This window comes from Oceanobacter sp. 1_MG-2023 (assembly GCF_030689025.1).
Classification (GTDB): Bacteria; Pseudomonadota; Gammaproteobacteria; order Pseudomonadales; family Oceanobacteraceae; genus Oceanobacter.
In genome coordinates, this window is sequence record NZ_JAUYWA010000002.1 from 214,560 (window position 1) to 231,735 (window position 17,176).

A 17,176-nucleotide genomic window follows, 5' to 3' on the forward strand; every position below is an offset into this window, starting at 1 on the left:
CAGGCAACAGGATATCCCGGTGCAAAAACTCGTTCCTCCCATTATCGATCTCGAAGCCTCCGGTTTCGGTTCCGGCAGCTATCCCATCGAGGTCGGGTACGCGCTGGAGGATCGCATGGTGACTTGCTGCCTGATACGTCCGGCTCCATCATGGTGTCACTGGAGTGAAGAAGCAGAAAAGATTCACGGTATCTCCCGTTCGATGCTTGAGTCCGACGGCCTTGGCCCGCGTGAAGTGGCATTACGTATGAACGACGCCTTGCGAGGGAAAACCCTGTACTCGGATGCCTGGAGTTACGACAGCTCATGGCTTGGACGGCTGTTCGATGAAGCTGATCTGGTGCAGCGCTTTCGTATTGATGCGATCAACCGCCTGCTGAGCCAGGAGCAGATGGAAGCCTGGCATGACACCAAGAACAGCCTGTGGGATGAACTGAAGATCGAGCGCCATCGCGCTGCCAATGATGTTCGCGTGTTACAGGAAACGTTTTTACGGGTCACTGGCCGGGTCTGAGACTGGCGGATTGTTCGATTATCTTGACCCCATTGAGCCGGGGTTTATCCTTATGCGCCGATGATCTGTACCCTCGGCCGTGCCGTCTATATGCAATATGGCTCAATGCTGGAGCTTGCCCGGCAGATCCGGTATGTTTCCCGGCATACCCTCATTGGACCCTGACAGGCTCCGAAGAGCACTGGAGAATAAAAATGGATATCAGCCAGTTACTCCCTCTGGCAGCGCAACTTGTGATTCTGATTGCTCTGTTTCTGGTCGTTGCCCCGCTAAAAAAACGCCTTGATCGTATTGAGACCAACCTGGCTGCACAGACTGCCGAGCAGTCCGAGCACCATCAGTTCAGTGCGGAAACCCTGGACAGTGTCGTTAATGAAATCAAGGATCATTTTGAGATCAGTCTGAACAATCTGCTGCGAGATACCGGTGATATCAATCACAGCCTGAGAGTCAATGGCGAGCAGAGCCAGCGCGCCCTGGAGTTACAGGAGCTGGTGTTCAGCGAGATATCCGGTGGCCATGCGCATATCAAGGACCTGTTGTCCGCCAATCTTCGCAATCAGAAAAAACTGGCTGAAGAGATGGCCCGGACATCCATTAACGCATTCCGTAATGCCAGCGCGCAGACGCACTCCGATGTTCAGCAAGCATTTGCAGCACAGGATAAGGCCTTGCTCAAATTGAGTGATTCTTCCCAGCGTATGCTGGGTAGCACAAGTGCGCATTTTAATGAAATGAGCAAGGAAGTGGCGACGCTCAAGAAAGCGGTGGCAGCGATGCTTAATATCCAGCGCAAGGCTGATCAGATGCTGGAACCGCTGTCGGCACAGCAACAACAGCAGCTGACGCTACTGAACCTGGTACGCGAGCAGCAGCTCCGACAGCGGGAAATTATCGATGCGGAGATGACCATACTGACCGATCTTAATCACTCCCTGCAGCTGCAACGCCAGCAGCTGGATGACTTGGGCGAGAATGGCAGTGTGGCCGCTGCCGTGCTGAACAACCTGCAGCGTAATCAGCTGGAAGCCACCACTTTCGAGCGCCGCTATACGGCTCTCAGCCAGGAGTTGGCCGAACTGTCCGTTATGATGCAACCTTGGCTGGAATCCCTTTCCGAGCCTTATGCCGCAACGACATTACATCAGGTTCAACCCTCTGTGGTCGTCGAATAACCTGATCTGTCTCACGTTGTGTTTGACATGGTTTTGTAATAATCATTGGCCGGTCTTACTGATCAGGTTCTGCCTCCTCTTATCCATATCCGCTGTATGTATGCTGTTTGATCTGCATGTCGTTGCCATACAGGCAGGTGCCTGGTCGCGGCATCACGCCGTTTCAGTTTCCAATACATCTGGATATGCCGGGTAGTCCTGTTCCGTGGGTTCAGGATAACCGCCAGTGCCCGTGTTGGAGATCATCACTGCAGGTTGCTGTTCCTTTTTATGGTCAGAACGCATGAAAACCAGACAATACCATTGTTGTAGGAGACAACTCTTATGTTGACCAGTGCCAGAAATCAATTAGTTGGGAAAGTCCTCCAGGTTCGTGGTGGAGCCGTTAATGATGAAGTGGATATCGCCCTGAATGATCAGGATGTGGTGGTGGCGATCGTCACCAGTGAAAGCACCAACAAGCTTGGATTAACGGCGGGCAAGGAAGTAACGGCCTTGATCAAATCCAGCCATGTGATGCTCAGTACCGATCTGGATTTATCCATCAGTGCCCGTAACTTGCTCAAGGGCGAAGTATCGGCAGTGCGTCACGGGGCGGTGAACTGTGAAGTGGACGTGACGTTGCAGGGCGGTGGTGAACTCGTTGCCATTGTTACCGAAGGCAGTATCAACAAGCTGGGGATCCAGGTCGGTACCCCTGTCTGTGCTTTCTTCAAGGCCAGTGCCGTTATTCTTGCTGTTTGAATTAACGGGCTAACCAGCCTGAACCAGTCGTACTGGCTGGCATTTCCCCAAAGAGGTCTGGCGCTGTTTTCAGCGGTAGACTTCGCCTTTTTTTACCGCCTTGTCTGGTCGGGTTTTAAAGCGTTTGTGCAACCACAGATACTGCGACGGATGTTGACGCAGTTGCTGCTCGATAAAGGCATTGGCAACCCGTGCGTCTTCGATATCATCCCCGCTGGGAATCGGCAGTGGCGGGTGTACGGTGATATCGTAGCCGGAGTTGTCATGGCGGCGAAAGTAGGTGACCGGCATCACGGTTGCCTTGCCGGCTCTGGCAATGCGGGAAGTGGCGGTAATCGTGGCCGTCGGAATCCCGAAAAAATCCACAAAAACACTGTTCTTGCGGCCAAAGTCCTGGTCTTGCGCGTACCACAGCGCCTCACCTTGTTTGAGGCAACGAATAAAGGCACGGATATCCTTGCGGGTGTAGCAGCCGCTGTAGAGTTTCTGGCGGCGCTGTTCCATCAACCAGTTCATCACTGGATTGTCCTGGGGCCGGTAACTGACATTGACCGGTACCTGGGTGACAAACAGAGCCCCGGCAAGGTCGAGCATGGAGTAGTGCGCTCCCAGCAATAACACCCCCTTCCCGGCGGCCAGTTCTGCCTTGAGCTGATCAAAGCCATGAAAGTGGGTACGGCTCAGCAAATAGTCCGGCCGCCGAAACCAACCGATCAGGGTTTCCATCAAGCCAATGCCGTTGTCGATAAACACCTGTCGCACCAGTTGCGCCTGTTGCTGTGGGGTTTTCTCCGGAAAGCAGAGACCGATATTGACTCTGGTGATGTGGCGGCGACTTTTGCCCACCTTGTACAGTAACAGTCCCAGCGTTTTACCAATCATCAGCTGGAGACGGTAGGGCAGATAAGTCATGGCGACCAGCAGGCCAACGCCACACCAGACTGGCCAGTAGCGAGGATGTAACAGGTGCTTGGGAGGCATGGATATTCTCTTTCGACGTACGGAAAGTCCGGCAAGGGCTGCCGGACCCAAGGATCAGTGTAGACGCTGTATCAGCGCTGGTTGAGCCAGTTCATATACGCATGGACACCGGTTTTGACATCGGCGAAGGCCTGGTCATACCCGGCTGCCCGCAAGGCACTGATATCAGCCTCGGTAAAGCTTTGGTAAGCGCCTTTAAGGTGATCTGGAAACGCCATGTATTCTTTACGGGCCGGGTTGCCTTGTTCCTGATGCCAGTCGATCACGGCATCAGCGACGTCATTAAAGCTCTGGCACTGGCCGGTACCGAGGTTGAAAATACCGCTTTGATCCGGGTTGGCCCAGAACCACAGGTTAACCTTGACGACGTCTTCGACAAACACAAAATCACGGCGTTGTTCACCATCGGCATAACCGTCACAACCGGCAAACAGTTTGCACACGCCATTGGCTTGAATCTGGTTATTAAAGTGAAAGGCGACCGATGCCATGCTGCCTTTGTGATGTTCACGGGGGCCATAAACATTGAAGTAACGGAAACCCACCACCTGACTTTGGAACTGTTCCGGCGATGTTGCCCGTAGCTGACGGACATACTGGTCGAATTGCCACTTGGAATAGCCATATACGTTCAGTGGCTGCTCGAAGCTGCGCTCTTCCTTGAAAACGGCACTGCCACCATAGACTGCCGCACTGGAGGCATACAGAAAAGGAATACGTTGTTCGAGGCAGGCGTGTAACAGGATTTTGGAGTATTCGTAGTTGTTCTCCATCATGAACTTGCCGTTCCACTCGGTGGTTTCGGAGCAGGCGCCCTCGTGGAAAATCACGTCAACGTCGTCGAGCAGGCCGTCATCCAGCTGTACCCGCTGGATAAAGTCATCCTTGTCGAGGTAATCAGCAATATCGCAGTCAGCGAGGTTGTAGAATTTCTTGCCGTCGGTCAGGTCGTCGACCACGATAATGTCGCTGCGGCCCTGTGCGTTCAGGGTTTTGACAATGTTGGCACCGATAAAACCAGCCGCGCCGGTAACAATGATCATGACTTGCTCTCCTCAGAATTCTGAATACGTTTGACAATGGCACTGGTGGAACAGTTGTCTTTGAAGCTAAGAATAATGACGTCACCGCCGTTGTCCTGCACACAGCGACCGCCAGCAATCTGATCAACGGTGTAATCGCCGCCCTTGACCAGAATATCCGGTAGCAAGCGGCAAATCAGACGCTCTGGTGTGTCTTCGCTGAACGGCACTACCCAGTCAACGCTTTCCAGTCCAGCCAACACCGCCATGCGGTGATCGATTGGATTGATCGGCCGGGTCGGGCCTTTCAGGCGGCTGACGGATTCATCGGCATTGACGGCGACCAGCAGCCGGTCTCCCAGGGCCTTGGCTTCTTTCAGGTATTGTACGTGACCCGGATGCAGGATATCGAAGCAGCCATTGGTCATCACCAGGGTTTCACCCCGTGAGCGCGCTTCTTCTACCTGAATGGCGAGGCTGTCTTCGTCGAACATCCCGGCACCCTGATGATTTTCGCTGCGCAATTCGATACGCAGTTCTTCGGTGGTTACGGTCGCGGTGCCGAGTTTGCCGACGACAATACCGGCGGCGGTGTTGGCCATCAGTGTTGCCTGGCGCAGGTCACAGCCTGCGGCCAGAGAGGAGGCCAGCACCGAAATCACCGTGTCCCCGGCTCCGGTAACATCAAATACTTCTCTGGCCCGGGTGGGCAAATGGAACGGCTCCTGATGTTTGACAATCAGGGTCATGCCTTTTTCACTACGGGTGATCAGGATGGCATCGAGGTCATGGGCCTCGATCAGCGCTCGCCCTTTGGCGACCAGGGTGTCGTCGTCCGGGCAAGGGCCGACCACCGCTTCAAATTCACTCAGGTTGGGGGTGATCAGGCTGGCGCCGCGATAACGTTCAAAATCAGTGCCTTTGGGGTCGACCAGCACCGGGACATTGGCCTGGCGAGCGGCATGAATCAGGCGTTGCGGGTTGCTCAAGGCGCCTTTGCCGTAATCTGACAGTATCACGACTTGCGCCTGGCTGAGCTGCTGGTCGTAGGTTGCACACAGCGTCGACATATCGGTGCTGTGAAAAGCCTCTTCAAAATCGAGCCGGATCAACTGTTGCTGGCGACTGATAATGCGCAGCTTGGTAATGGTGGGGTGGCAGGGGTGCTCGAGAAAGTGACAGGCGACCCCGGACTGTTGCAGCAGGCCCGACAGCTGACGGCCATTCTCATCGTTGCCGGTAACGCCCAGCAGCACGGCATTGGCACCCAGGGTGGCGATATTGAGGGCTACGTTACCGGCACCACCGGCACGGTTTTCGATGTCCTGGATTTTAACCACAGGCACCGGCGCTTCCGGAGAAATACGGGAAGTTGGACCTTGCCAGTAGCGGTCCAGCATGACGTCACCAAAGACAAGCACCTGGGCTTGATGGTAGTCCGGAACGTTGGTATTCATTGTAATTTGCGCACTAAAAAAAGAGCGCTGAGTCTAGCACAATGGCTTGTTGTGCTACCATTCCTGCCCCTGTTCCCGCTAGAGAACTCACTTGTGGCACGGCTTGGCTATACTGTTTTTCTGACCCTGATAACGCCGATTCTGCTGGCCCGCCTCTGGTGGCGTGGCCGCAAGAATCCAGGTTATCGCCAGCGTATTGTTGAACGTTTTGGCGCCGTCACTCCCTTGCCTCACCGTGGAGCCATTTGGGTGCATGCGGTATCGGTGGGGGAGACGCTGGCTGCTGCCCCGCTGATCGAACAACTGTTACGGCAGTATCCGCAGCGCACGATCTGGATCACCAGTACCACCCCAACCGGGGCGGCGCAGGTCGAACGTCTGTTCGGTGACCGGGTCCGGCGCAGTTTTATGCCGTACGACTTGCCGTTGTGCTGGTGGCTGTTTTTGCGATGTACAAAGCCTGACTGTCTGGTGGTGATGGAAACTGAATTATGGCCCAACCTGTTGGCCTGTTGTCAGCAACGGGGCGTACCGGTGCTGCTGGCCAACGCCCGTCTGTCTGAGCGCTCGGCCCGCGGATATGCCCGCTTGTCTGCACTGACCCGGCCGATGTTGCAGCGCCTGACACACGTAGCGGTGCAGCATCAGGTGGATGGCCAGCGGTTGCTGGATCTCGGTTTGCCGCCATCCCGGCTGAGTGTCTGCGGCAGTATCAAATACGATGTGGTGGTGCCGGCCGGGCTGGATGAGCAGGCCGCGGCCTTGAAGCAGGGCTGGGGCAAGCAACGACCGGTGGTGTTGCTGGCGTCCAGCCACGATGGTGAAGAAAGCCTGATGTTGGCTGCCATGACATCCTGGTTGCAGCGCTGGCCAGAACTGTTGTTGGTGCTGGTGCCGCGTCATCCGGAGCGCTTTGGGCTGGTGGCGCAAGCGTGTCTGGAGCAGGGTTTTACGCTGGCGCGGCGCAGCACCCAGGCGTCTGGCAACGATGCACAGGTTTATCTGGCTGACAGTATGGGCGAAATGCTGCTGTTGCTGGCGGCCGCCGATGTGGTGGTCATGGGTGGCAGTCTGGTGCCGCGCGGCGGCCATAACCCGATCGAACCGGCGGTGCTGGGCAAGCCGGTACTGATGGGGCCGCATTATTTCAATTTTCAGACGGTGGTGGATGAGCTGGTGGATATTGGGGCGGTACAGCTGACGACCGCTGCCACCCTGGCTGACGATGTTGCGTTGCTGCTCGATCACCCGGAGCAGCGCCAACAAATGGGCCTGGCGGGGTACAACCAGGTGCAACAGAATCAGGGAGCGGTAGCCCGGCTTGTTGCGAATGTCGCAACGTTGCTGTCAGACAATGCGCATTAAATACGCAGTGTCTGACGGATATAAGCGGCTGACCCGGATCAGTCGCTGTTTTCCAGCTGCTCCGTCAAATCCATCCATTCCATTTCGACATCTTCCAGCTTGCTTTTGGTCTCTGCCTGTTCGGCCAATCGCTGTTTGAGTTCCTGTTTGCGGGCATCTTCGTACAGGCTGCTGTCTGCCAGCGTTGTTTCGATTGCGGTGAGCTGTTGCTGCAGTTTTTCCATCTGTTTTTCTGCGGCTTGCTGCTGTTTGCGTAGTGGTGCCAGACGCTGGCGGCGGGCGGCATCCAGACGTTTCTGCTCCTTGCGATCAACCGTTGTGGCCGGGCTGGTACTGTCCGGTGCGGCGGCTGGACTGCTGGTGTCCCACTGTCCCCGGGTGTTGAGGTACTGGTGGTAGTCGTCGAGATCGCCATCAAACTCCTGCACCTTGCCGTGATCAACCAGCCAATATTCATCGACACTGGCTTTGAGCAAATGACGATCGTGGCTGACGATCAGAATGGCACCGGGGAAGTTCTGCAGCGCCAGCGTCAGTGCCTCGCGCATCTCGATATCCAGGTGGTTGGTCGGTTCGTCGAGAATCAGCAGGTTGGGTTTCATCCAGGCGACGCAGGCCAGCGCCATACGGGCTTTTTCACCGCCGGAGAAAGGTTCAATCACTTCCAGGGCACGGTCGCCATGAAAACCGAACCCACCCAGGAAGTTACGAATTGACTGCTCGCTGGCCTTGGGTTTCAGCCGTTGCAGGATCAACATCCCCGACGCTGAGGTGTCGAGGGATTCGAGCTGGTGCTGGGCAAAATAACCGATGTGCAAATGCTCGCCCCGGGTACGTTCACCGGCGAGCAAGGGAATCTCTTCACAGAGGGTTTTTAACAGGGTGGATTTGCCCGCGCCATTGGGGCCAAGCAAGCCGATGCGGTCACCGGGCACAATGGAAAGGTTGACGCCAGGAAGCAGCGTTTTGGTGCCATTGGCTTGCTGATAACCGAGGTCGGCCTGTTTCAGCGTCAGCAACGGGCTGGACATTTGTTCATGACAGGGAAATTCAAACCGGAATGGCGAGTCAACATGGGCCGGTGCGATCAGCTCCATGCGTTGTAATTCTTTCAGGCGGCTCTGGGCCTGCTTGGCCTTGGATGCCTTGGCGCGAAAGCGGGTAACAAACTTTTCGATTTCTTCAACACGGGTTTGCTGTTTTTCGAACAGCAGTTGCTGCTGGGCCAGCTTTTCTGCCCGGATCCGTTCGTAAGCGCTGTAATTGCCAGGGTAAAGCGTCAGCTTCTGCTCATGCAAGTGGACAATATGATCGGCCACGCCGTCGATAAAATCGCGATCGTGAGAGATAAACAGCAAGGTGCCGGGATATTTGCGCAGATAACCTTCCAGCCACAGGGTAGCCTCGAGATCCAGGTGGTTGGTTGGTTCATCCAGTAACAGCAGGTCGGAGGGCATCATCAGTGCCTGAGCCAGGTTCAGACGGATACGCCAGCCCCCGGAAAAATCTTTCACTGCCCGTTGCAGGTCGGCCTGGTTAAAACCAAGACCATGGAGCAACTGCTCAGCCTTGACGGGCACTTCGTAGCCCTTGTGCTGGTCCATACGGTCGAGCCAATGGGTCAGCTGATGGTCATCGGCGGCGTTGGCAATGCCGGCTTCTATGGTGCGATAGGGCTTGTCACCATCGATGGCGTAGTCGAGGGCGCTGCGTTCACTGGCGACGACTTCTTGTGCCATATGGGAAATTCGCCACTTGCCGGGAATTTCCAGATCACCGCCATCGACGGTCAATTCGCCGTTCAGCAGTGCAAACAGAGTGGATTTTCCCGCGCCGTTGGGACCGATCAGGGCCAGTTTCTGGCCATCATGGATGCGCAGGCTGGCATCTTTCAACAGGGTTTGCGTACCCCTTTGCAGGGAAACCTGATTAAATTCAATCATATTCGACAGTGACTAAAGGTAGCGGCAATGGCGGCGCAGTGTGCCACAGAATCTCTGGACAACCCACTGTGGCAATTCGCCCAGCGGTTTTACCAGATGAATAATGTTGAGCAGCGATTGCTTGAGATACAAGAAGATGGCGGAGATGTACTGCTGGTTTTGGCGGCATTATGGCTGGCCAGTGAGTGGCGTGCCTGGCCTGAGGGTGAGCCGTTTGCTCAGCGTCTGGCCGGTTATCTGGGGTGGAGGGACAGCGTCATCCGGCCGTTACGGGGCATACGGACCCTGCTACCCAAAGGTTCGTTATCCACAGCGCCAACAAACGATCGCTTTGCTGGCGAGTTCCGCCAACGGGTCAAGGCACTGGAGCTGGAGGCCGAGCAGTTTGGCCTGGCTGGTTTGTATCAGTTGCTGGAGGAGTTCGCCGGGGCGTGTCCTGAGGAAGAAAGCCTGGTTGATTGTGTGATGGAAAACCTGGCATTACTGCCAGATTGGCCGCAACCGGATCGGGATGACGATTCGCCAGAACCCTTGATCGACGCTCTGGAGGCTTATCTTGAGCAGCAATCATGACATGGTTTCTGTGATGATGCCGGGAGTGTGTGTCATGGCGATGGCTTGTCAGTCTGGTAATGGCTGCCGGGAGAAGACTTGGTGCGGGTACTTTCCAGCCATTGCAGCAGGACTTCCCAGTGAGCCAGGTCTCTGGCATCCGCCAGCGGGTCATCAATGATGCCTTGGCCCAGTTCGCTGGTTCTGACATAACGCTGGGTGTCCCGCAGGGTGGTGATAAAGGGAATGCCAAGGCTTTTCAGAAACAGATTCAGCTTGGTATAGATCAGGGTATTTTGCCGGGTGCGATTGGCGACGACGGCAATCGCCCGGGGGGATTGGCGGAACACCGGTGACAGCATAACGTCCCGAATAAACGTGGTGGCCGCCCGAATATCAATGGCGGACGGCAAGACTGGAATAATCACCGCGTCACTTTGGCGGATGCGATCGCCAAGGGCATGGCCGGTCAGCCCGGCTGGTGTATCGATGATCATCATGGCGGTATTGCTCGGTACCCGCATTTCCCAACTGCGAGTGGCGGTCGTCTGGCTGCGGCGGGTGGCACAGACGCCGGTAATCGTGGGCAAGTGATGACCCCGCGCCTTGAGCCAGTCACTGGCGGAGGCTTGTGGGTCATAGTCGATCAGGGCGGTGTGAAGCTGTCGGGCAGCAAAAAAACTGGCGAGGTTGGTGGCGAGCGTGGTTTTGCCACAGCCGCCTTTGGCATTGGCAATCAGTACGCGAAAGGGTTTTTCATGACGAGTGATTCGTACATCACTACCCTGGCCTGATGCCGTGCGGTCACTTGAGGAGGAAGCGGTTGCGGGAGAGGTCTGTAACACAGTTGGTTCTCCTTCTGCTGATCGTTGTGCCAGTGCTTCCGGGACTGGATATCAGTCACTCGGAGTTTCCCTGCAAGGCACTTATACATTCAAGTATCGGTTATAATAGTTAACGGACAAAACGAACATCAAAGGATGGTCAAATGCTAAAAGCCAGAATACTGATTCCACTGGCGATCATATTGGTGAGCGTGTTTATGACACCTTACTTTCTTAACCGTTCTGACGGCAAGCCTTTGGTATCGATGGGGGGGAGTGTTGATTCAACCTTATCGACGATGACCACTCGGAAAACCTACTATAAATGGCAAGACGCCGAAGGTATCTGGCATTTTGGTGACGAGGTACCCGAAGGAGTGGCTGTGATTCCGGTGACGGTGGATACGGCGGCCAATATTCTGCAACATTTTGATATAGGGACGGAGCCGGAGATCCACAGCGAGGCACGGGCGTCGACCGCTGCAGATGATACTGATCGGGTACAGCCGGGGCTTGAGGCGTTGTTTAATCCCAAGGCCGCTGAACAGGCCCTGAATGATGCTAAGGCTGTGCAAGGACTGCTGGATGCCCATAATGCCCAGATAGAAAGCATGACGCGTTAGCCTGCGAAGTAGGACGAAAAGTGGGATGGGAAGTGGTACGGGGATGGAGCCTGGAACAGTGTAACGACGGGTGGTCGACCCTTGACGGTTGCAAGAAACAAGAGACAGGGCGTCGAACCCGGTCAGTGGATTCGACGCGCTATGTTGTTATTCAGTAACCGATTCGCGATGAGCAGTGTGCAGGCGTTCGATCAGCTGATCTTCCAGTTGAAAGCGTTCTTCCAGTATTTCTCCCAGGTGAGACAGATCTTCCGACAGCTTGGTCAGCTGCTCCAGATTGCAGGAATGATCATAACGATCGTTGAAGTCCACACACTGGGTCGTCAATTGGTCGAGACGAGGAACCAGTTGCTGGGCAAATTCGAGGCTGCCATCGGCATATTCCCGCGCTTCGACCATCAGGCGCTCGTAAATTTCAAAATGGCCAGCGGAGCAGTAATCCATCATCGCCTGACAAAAATTCTGTACCAGCTCGGCCAATGGGGTTTCTTCGTGAGACAGCGGTTTGACACTGGAAAGGTGGCAAAATTTGACAATTAACGCCTGTCTCCCGTTCAGCCAGCTGTCGATCATCTTGTGGACGCCACCCCAGCGTTCTTTGGCAGTGTTGACTCGTTCTAACATACGGCACTCCTGTCTGTGATCGTGAGTCTGTCCCCGGTGCTTGTAACAGGACAGGGAACAGCCTCCGCTGGCATCAAAAGCCAGCTCTGGCGCGACCAATATAGGCAAGGTTAAAAGCTCTGTGCAAGTGGCTTTTTCAACAATTGCCACTTGCTATCCGCCATGGTTCTGCTTATCGCTCAGGCCGCTCAGGCTTTCCGCCCATTACTGCGCCATTTGGCGATCAGGGTGATCAGGCTGATGATCGCAAACACAATAAAGAACAGCCGCGTCCACTCCGGCATGCTCATGCCCCAGAACATCCAGGAAATATCCGCGCAGTTGCCGTTGCCGTGCAGCATGATGTTGATCAGCTCATTCATGGGCAGGGTTTCGAGCAGGTAGTCAAAGCTGGGACCGCAGGCAGGGACTTCTTCTGGCGGCAAGCCTTGAATCCAGATGTGGTGGTTGGCTACCACGGCTCCAAAAACAGAGGCGCCGGTGGTCAGGGCCAGTGCCAGCCGTGACATCCAGCGAAAGCCGTCAAAAATAAAGGCCAACAGGCAGCCAATACCGATCAGTAGGGTCGCCAAGCGTTGCACAATACAGAGCGGACATGGCTCCATATAAAGCACAATCTCGAAGTAATAGGCTGCACCAAGCAGGGCAGCACAGATCAAAAATCCGGCCAGATAGCCAAAACGCAATAATCTCGGGCTCATGGGGTTGCCTTATGCGAAATCGTGATGATGGGCGAGTGTATCACAGCACTTTGTACGGGAACCGGGTTGTCATTGCGCAAATCTGACACCCGTTATGGCGGCGTCAGACTTGAGTCATGGTTCTTTACGTGCCAAGTGGCTGTGGTGGCGGATGTCAGTCCGCCAGAAGTCGAAAATGTTCCGCCGGATGCAAGCATTCTCGCCCGTTTTCTCTGCCATATTGGCCAGACCGGACGAGAGTCTTGTTAACGTTGCAGGTAATCGGCAAGAAAGTCTTCGAATGACAGTGTATCGCTGGCTTCGATTTGGGCTTGCTCTTGCAGTGACTGGCGGGCCAGGGCTTGCCAGTGGCGATGAACCTCCGGTGCCAGTGGTTGTGACAGGGCCTTGCGGTGCTGTCTGGCTTGTTGCAGGGTAAATTCGCTGAACTCCAGCTTTTGCTCTTGCAGCGCCGCCAGTACTTTGGCGGATGGCGTATGAGCCGCATCGGCCAGTTTCAGGCGTTGCTGGCCCAGGCTGTCAATATGGAAGCTGTGCTGGTTGGCGCTGTCCATTTGTTGCGCCAGTGCCTGCATGTCATCCAGCAAGGCCAGGCCCCATTGCTGCAGGTTGCGCTCTTGCCCTTGACTGAGCAGCGTCAGGCCCGGCTCCCGGCCGCGCATGACCGTGCGCTGTTGATTGGTCTGTATCTGCAGATATTCGTCATCTTCAATGGTGTCGCTGGACTGCAGCAGGCAGTAACACAAAAACAGATCCATAAACGTCGTTTGTGGTACATCGATGCCAACCGGCATAAAGGGATTCAGGTCGGTGTTGCGGACCTCGATGTATTCGACGCCAAAGGTATTCAGGGCTTCCAGCGGTTTTTCATCGTTTTTGGCGATACGTTTGGGGCGGATGTCGCTGTAGAACTCGTTTTCGATTTGCAGCAGGTGGGTGTTCAGCTGCTGGTAAACGCCGTGTTGATCCTGGACGCCCAGCTTTTCGTAATCGTCGACCTGGACATTAATGGCATCCCCCAGAGTCTCGACGTAATTCTCAACGCTGTTGTAGCACACTCGCAGGCTGGACTGGGCATTGTTCTGATAGCCCAGGTCACTCATGCGCAGTGATGTGGCGTATGGCAGATACAGGGTGTGTTTGTGCAAGGTATCAAGGTTGTGCTCACGGCCGGCGAGAAAGCTGCTGCAAACGGCCGGGGAGGCGCCGAACAGGTACAGCAATAACCAGGAATAGCGCCGGAAGTTACGGATCAGGCCAAAATAGCGACGTGAGATAAAGTCCTGCAAGGATTCGTCGGGCTGGTTATCCAGGGCTTTGAGTATTGGCCACAGTTCGTCGGGCAGTGAAAAATTATAATGAATACCCGCAATACATTGCATGGTACGACCATAGCGGTGCCACAAACCATGACGATAAACATGCTTGAGCTGGCCCAGATTGGAGCTGCCATAGGTCGCAATCGGGATGCTCATCTCGCCTTCCAGAATACAGGGCATGGAGCTGGGCCAGATCAGTTCGGCGTCCATCTGGCTGAAGGCAAAACGGTGAGCCACATCGAGACAGGCAATGGCTTCATGGCCGCTGCGGTAGACCGGCGTGATAAATTCCAGCAAGGCTTCGGAATAATCCGTGGTGATGCTGGGGTGGGTCAGGGTCGAGCCAAGCCCTGTGGGGTGGGGCTTCTGGCTGATAACGCCATCGTTGTTACAACGCAGACCTTCCTTCTCGATACCGCGCTGCAACCGCGTCAATAGAGCCGCATGTTGCGGATTTTGCAGTAGCGCCAATGCGTTGCGATAGGCAGTATCTTGGAAAGCGCGGGGAAGGGTGGTGGTTGCCAAGGTCGTCTCGATTCAGAACAAATGTCGGCGGAGTATAAAAGAAAGCTGGTCGGGTAAGTAAGTCCGGGCGCAGGACTGACAAGTAAAAGAGCTGTGCAGGAGCGCAACAATAGCCAGCGACAGGAGACTGTCTGTTGCTGGCTATTGGTCATTCGGGTGAGTCGGGCGGTTATTTTTTCTTGCGCGCGTTGGACAGCGCCGCTGCCAGTGCCCCGGCCATGGCACCCTGGCCTTGCGGCTGTTTGTCGCCAAACGAGGTTCGGTTTTGGCCGCCTCGTTTGGGGCTGTTGTTGCGTTGGCCACCGCGATTGGCTTGTTCAGCGGCTTTTTCATTGGCATCGTCACCCAGGCGCATCGACAGGCCAATACGTTTACGCTCAGGGTCCACTTCCATTACCTTGACCTTGACGATGTCCCCGGCCTTGACGACATCCCGAGGGTCTTTGACATAGTGGTCAGCCAGTGCCGAGATATGTACCAGGCCATCCTGATGGACGCCGATATCCACAAAGGCACCAAAGGCGGCAACGTTGGTAATGACACCTTCGAGCACCATATTGGGTTTCAGGTCGGAGATTTTTTCGACACCTTCCTGGAATTCGGCAAAGCGGAATTCCGGGCGCGGGTCACGTCCCGGTTTCTCCAGCTCTGCAAGAATATCTTTCACCGTCAGCAGCCCGGCGTCAGCACTGACAAACTGCTCGGCATTGACCGATTTGAGGAAGGAGTGGTCTCCGACCAGGCTGCCGATATCCTTGCCAAAGTGCTTGGCGATATTGTTCACCAGCGGGTAGGACTCAGGGTGAACCGCCGAGGCATCGAGGGGGTTGCTGCCGTTCATGATGCGCAGAAAGCCTGCCGCCTGTTCGAAGGTTTTGGCTCCCAGTCGCGGCACCTTGGCCAATTCCTTACGGCTGTTAAAGGCACCGTTTTCGTCCCGGAAGGCAACGATATTATTGGCGAGGGTGGTGTTCAGGCCGGAAATCCGGCTGAGCAGTGGTGCTGATGCTGTGTTCAGGTCGACGCCGACCGAGTTCACACAGTCTTCCACAACGGCATCCAGCGAGCGGGCCAGATGACTTTGGTTAACATCGTGCTGGTACTGGCCAACGCCGATGGATTTGGGTTCGATTTTGACCAGCTCGGCCAGAGGGTCCTGCAAGCGTCGGGCAATGGAGACAGCGCCACGAATGGTGACATCGAGGTTCGGGAATTCCTTGGCAGCCAGCTCTGAGGCGGAGTACACCGAGGCACCGGCTTCGTTGACCATGATTTTTTGCACTTTCTGGCTGGCATCCAGTGCCGGGTTGATTTTTTTCAGCATATCGCCAACAAACTTGTCGGTTTCCCGGCTGCCGGTGCCGTTGCCAATCGCAATTAACTGCACGCCGTGTTTTGCAATCATGGCCATCAGGATGGCTTCAGATTCGGCAAATCTGTTTTGCGGAGGAGTGCAGTAAATCGTGCTGTAATCGACCACCTTGCCTGTGGCGTCAACCACCGCAACCTTCACGCCGGTGCGCAAACCCGGATCGAGGCCCATGGTGTTTTTGGCACCAGCGGGCGCAGAAAGCAGCAAATCCTTGAGGTTGTCGGCAAAGACCTTGATGGCGCCTTCTTCGGCCTTTTCGCGTAATTGCCCGACCAGTTCGGTTTCAAGATGGGTCAACAGCTTGATGCGCCAGGTCCACTTGACGACTTCGGCCAGCCAGCGATCGGCGGCCCGGCCTGCGTTCTTGAGCTGGAAATGACCGGCAATCATGGCTTCACACGGGCTACCAGCCAGCTTGTCTTCCAGCTCTGCTTGGGTGACCAGCGAGAAACCCAGTATGCCTTCGTTACGGCCGCGCAGAATCGCCAGCGCACGGTGACTCGGCACGTTTTTTAACGCTTCATCGTGTTCAAAATAGTCGGCGAACTTGCTGCCTTCGGCTTCTTTACCAGCAATCACCCGGACCGACAGGATAGCTTCCTGTTGCAGAAACTGGCGGAGCTTGGCCAGCAGGTCGGCATCTTCGGCGAAGCGTTCCATCAGGATATACCTGGCACCATCCAGTGCGGCCTTGGTGTCGGCGATGCCCTTGTCGGCGGAGACAAACGCAGTGGCTTCAGACTCGGGGGTCAGGTTCGGATTATCCAACAGACGTTCGGCCAGTGGTGCCAGTCCGGCTTCGATGGCGATCTGGCCTTTGGTGCGGCGTTTTTTCTTGTAGGGCAAGTACAGGTCTTCGAGCCGGGTTTTGGTATCGGCAGTCAGTAGCTCCCGCTGTAGTTCCGGGGTCAGCTTGCCCTGCTCACCAATGCTTTTCAGGATGCTGTCGCGACGATCTTCCATCTCGCGCAGATAACGCAATCGCTCTTCCAGATTACGCAGCTGGGTGTCATCCAGTGCTCCGGTGACTTCTTTCCGGTAGCGGGAAATAAACGGTACGGTGGCACCTTCATCCAGCAAGGCAACGGCAGCCGATACCTGTTGCGGACGGATATTGAGTTCTTCGGCAAGGCGTTGGCCTATGGATTCGAGCAGCATAAGGGTAGATCCATGTTCGGTTTCAAGGCAGTGCGGAGTATAGCGGGATTGATGTGCCGGTGCTGCCGTCTGCTTCTCTGTCTGTTTGCTGCTATTGAAAAACGAGTGTTAGTGGTAGTTGGCGGTTAAGGTGTGGTGGGTGGCGTGTGGTTCCCTGCGAATCCGCCCCTCTCTGGCGGCTTTGTTGCGTATGTTCCATCCCCCGCCTTGCATAGTGATGGCGGGTTTTTGATGATAGATTCAACGAGTTAGGTAAAACCCGTCCCATTCCATCTGT

The 17,176-nt window shown here is 55.4% G+C and carries 15 protein-coding genes; 6 read left to right on the top strand and 9 right to left on the bottom strand.

Annotated elements, in window-relative coordinates; translation table 11 throughout:
• Window positions 1-19: 19 nt before the first annotated feature.
• From Q8W22_RS02335 to Q8W22_RS02345, 3 genes are all read left to right on the top strand, one after another.
• The gene (locus tag Q8W22_RS02335; protein WP_305451480.1) at window positions 20-514 is read left to right on the top strand and encodes a hypothetical protein; all 495 of its coding nucleotides are present in this window, start codon (window positions 20-22) and stop codon (window positions 512-514) included.
• Between the two features lie 194 nt (window positions 515-708).
• On the top strand, window positions 709-1,689 hold the full coding sequence (locus Q8W22_RS02340; RefSeq protein WP_305451481.1) for a hypothetical protein: 981 nt from the start codon (window positions 709-711) through the stop codon (window positions 1,687-1,689).
• Between the two features lie 324 nt (window positions 1,690-2,013).
• The gene (locus Q8W22_RS02345) at window positions 2,014-2,433 is read left to right on the top strand and encodes a molybdopterin-binding protein (RefSeq protein ID WP_303431149.1); all 420 of its coding nucleotides are present in this window, start codon (window positions 2,014-2,016) and stop codon (window positions 2,431-2,433) included.
• Window positions 2,434-2,502: 69 nt separating this feature from the next.
• Here the strand turns inward: Q8W22_RS02345 and lpxL are convergent, their stop codons facing one another.
• The 3 genes from lpxL to hldE all read right to left on the bottom strand — a co-directional run bounded on the left by lpxL (window position 2,503) and on the right by hldE (window position 5,893).
• On the bottom strand, window positions 2,503-3,414 hold the full coding sequence (gene lpxL / locus Q8W22_RS02350; protein WP_303431148.1) for an LpxL/LpxP family Kdo(2)-lipid IV(A) lauroyl/palmitoleoyl acyltransferase: 912 nt from the start codon (window positions 3,412-3,414) through the stop codon (window positions 2,503-2,505).
• 71 nt (window positions 3,415-3,485) lie between these two features.
• Window positions 3,486-4,457, bottom strand: coding sequence for an ADP-glyceromanno-heptose 6-epimerase (gene rfaD, locus Q8W22_RS02355; protein WP_305413528.1), 972 nt, complete (start codon window positions 4,455-4,457; stop codon window positions 3,486-3,488).
• On the bottom strand, window positions 4,454-5,893 hold the full coding sequence (gene hldE / locus Q8W22_RS02360; RefSeq protein ID WP_305451482.1) for a bifunctional D-glycero-beta-D-manno-heptose-7-phosphate kinase/D-glycero-beta-D-manno-heptose 1-phosphate adenylyltransferase HldE: 1,440 nt from the start codon (window positions 5,891-5,893) through the stop codon (window positions 4,454-4,456). The genes rfaD and hldE overlap by 4 nt, the downstream gene beginning before the upstream one ends.
• Window positions 5,894-5,986: 93 nt before the next feature.
• Here hldE and waaA point away from each other — a divergent pair, with 93 nt between their 5' ends.
• Window positions 5,987-7,258: a lipid IV(A) 3-deoxy-D-manno-octulosonic acid transferase gene (waaA, locus tag Q8W22_RS02365; protein WP_305451483.1), complete on the top strand. Its 1,272-nt coding sequence runs from the start codon at window positions 5,987-5,989 to the stop codon at window positions 7,256-7,258.
• Window positions 7,259-7,296: 38 nt separating this feature from the next.
• Here waaA and Q8W22_RS02370 read toward each other — a convergent pair whose 3' ends face one another.
• Window positions 7,297-9,201: an ATP-binding cassette domain-containing protein gene (locus Q8W22_RS02370; RefSeq protein ID WP_305451484.1), complete on the bottom strand. Its 1,905-nt coding sequence runs from the start codon at window positions 9,199-9,201 to the stop codon at window positions 7,297-7,299.
• A gap of 27 nt (window positions 9,202-9,228) precedes the next feature.
• On the opposite strand from Q8W22_RS02370, the gene Q8W22_RS02375 reads away from it, so the two are divergent.
• Window positions 9,229-9,774: a TIGR02444 family protein gene (locus tag Q8W22_RS02375; protein ID WP_305451485.1), complete on the top strand. Its 546-nt coding sequence runs from the start codon at window positions 9,229-9,231 to the stop codon at window positions 9,772-9,774.
• A 32-nt stretch (window positions 9,775-9,806) separates the two neighbouring features.
• Here Q8W22_RS02375 and Q8W22_RS02380 read toward each other — a convergent pair whose 3' ends face one another.
• The gene (locus tag Q8W22_RS02380; RefSeq protein WP_305451486.1) at window positions 9,807-10,598 is read right to left on the bottom strand and encodes a ParA family protein; all 792 of its coding nucleotides are present in this window, start codon (window positions 10,596-10,598) and stop codon (window positions 9,807-9,809) included.
• Between the two features lie 143 nt (window positions 10,599-10,741).
• Between Q8W22_RS02380 and Q8W22_RS02385 the strand changes: the two genes are divergently transcribed.
• Window positions 10,742-11,200, top strand: coding sequence for a DUF4124 domain-containing protein (locus Q8W22_RS02385; protein WP_305451487.1), 459 nt, complete (start codon window positions 10,742-10,744; stop codon window positions 11,198-11,200).
• 147 nt (window positions 11,201-11,347) lie between these two features.
• On the opposite strand, the gene rsd is transcribed toward Q8W22_RS02385, so the two are convergent.
• The 4 genes from rsd to Q8W22_RS02405 all read right to left on the bottom strand — a co-directional run bounded on the left by rsd (window position 11,348) and on the right by Q8W22_RS02405 (window position 16,899).
• The gene (gene rsd, locus Q8W22_RS02390; RefSeq protein ID WP_303431139.1) at window positions 11,348-11,824 is read right to left on the bottom strand and encodes a sigma D regulator; all 477 of its coding nucleotides are present in this window, start codon (window positions 11,822-11,824) and stop codon (window positions 11,348-11,350) included.
• Window positions 11,825-12,012: 188 nt separating this feature from the next.
• Complete coding sequence (locus Q8W22_RS02395; RefSeq protein WP_303431138.1) at window positions 12,013-12,525, bottom strand: disulfide bond formation protein B; 513 nt, start codon at window positions 12,523-12,525, stop codon at window positions 12,013-12,015.
• A gap of 245 nt (window positions 12,526-12,770) precedes the next feature.
• Window positions 12,771-14,369, bottom strand: a complete 1,599-nt coding sequence (gshA, locus tag Q8W22_RS02400) for a glutamate--cysteine ligase (RefSeq protein WP_305451488.1) — start codon at window positions 14,367-14,369, stop codon at window positions 12,771-12,773.
• Window positions 14,370-14,538: 169 nt separating this feature from the next.
• Window positions 14,539-16,899, bottom strand: coding sequence for a Tex family protein (locus tag Q8W22_RS02405; protein ID WP_305451489.1), 2,361 nt, complete (start codon window positions 16,897-16,899; stop codon window positions 14,539-14,541).
• Window positions 16,900-17,176 lie beyond the last annotated feature (277 nt).

What these genes read in the sequence shown, in the direction of transcription:
- rfaD (WP_305413528.1), bottom strand. Translation starts at nt 4,457, where the DNA reads ATGATCATTGTTACCGGCGCGGCTGGTTTTATCGGTGCCAACATTGTC.
- rsd (WP_303431139.1), bottom strand. Translation starts at nt 11,824, where the DNA reads ATGTTAGAACGAGTCAACACTGCCAAAGAACGCTGGGGTGGCGTCCAC.
- Q8W22_RS02345 (WP_303431149.1), top strand. Translation starts at nt 2,014, where the DNA reads ATGTTGACCAGTGCCAGAAATCAATTAGTTGGGAAAGTCCTCCAGGTT.
- Q8W22_RS02340 (WP_305451481.1), top strand. Translation starts at nt 709, where the DNA reads ATGGATATCAGCCAGTTACTCCCTCTGGCAGCGCAACTTGTGATTCTG.
- Q8W22_RS02385 (WP_305451487.1), top strand. Translation starts at nt 10,742, where the DNA reads ATGCTAAAAGCCAGAATACTGATTCCACTGGCGATCATATTGGTGAGC.
- Q8W22_RS02395 (WP_303431138.1), bottom strand. Translation starts at nt 12,525, where the DNA reads ATGAGCCCGAGATTATTGCGTTTTGGCTATCTGGCCGGATTTTTGATC.
- Q8W22_RS02405 (WP_305451489.1), bottom strand. Translation starts at nt 16,899, where the DNA reads ATGCTGCTCGAATCCATAGGCCAACGCCTTGCCGAAGAACTCAATATC.
- Q8W22_RS02370 (WP_305451484.1), bottom strand. Translation starts at nt 9,201, where the DNA reads ATGATTGAATTTAATCAGGTTTCCCTGCAAAGGGGTACGCAAACCCTG.
- Q8W22_RS02375 (WP_305451485.1), top strand. Translation starts at nt 9,229, where the DNA reads ATGGCGGCGCAGTGTGCCACAGAATCTCTGGACAACCCACTGTGGCAA.
- hldE (WP_305451482.1), bottom strand. Translation starts at nt 5,893, where the DNA reads ATGAATACCAACGTTCCGGACTACCATCAAGCCCAGGTGCTTGTCTTT.
- lpxL (WP_303431148.1), bottom strand. Translation starts at nt 3,414, where the DNA reads ATGCCTCCCAAGCACCTGTTACATCCTCGCTACTGGCCAGTCTGGTGT.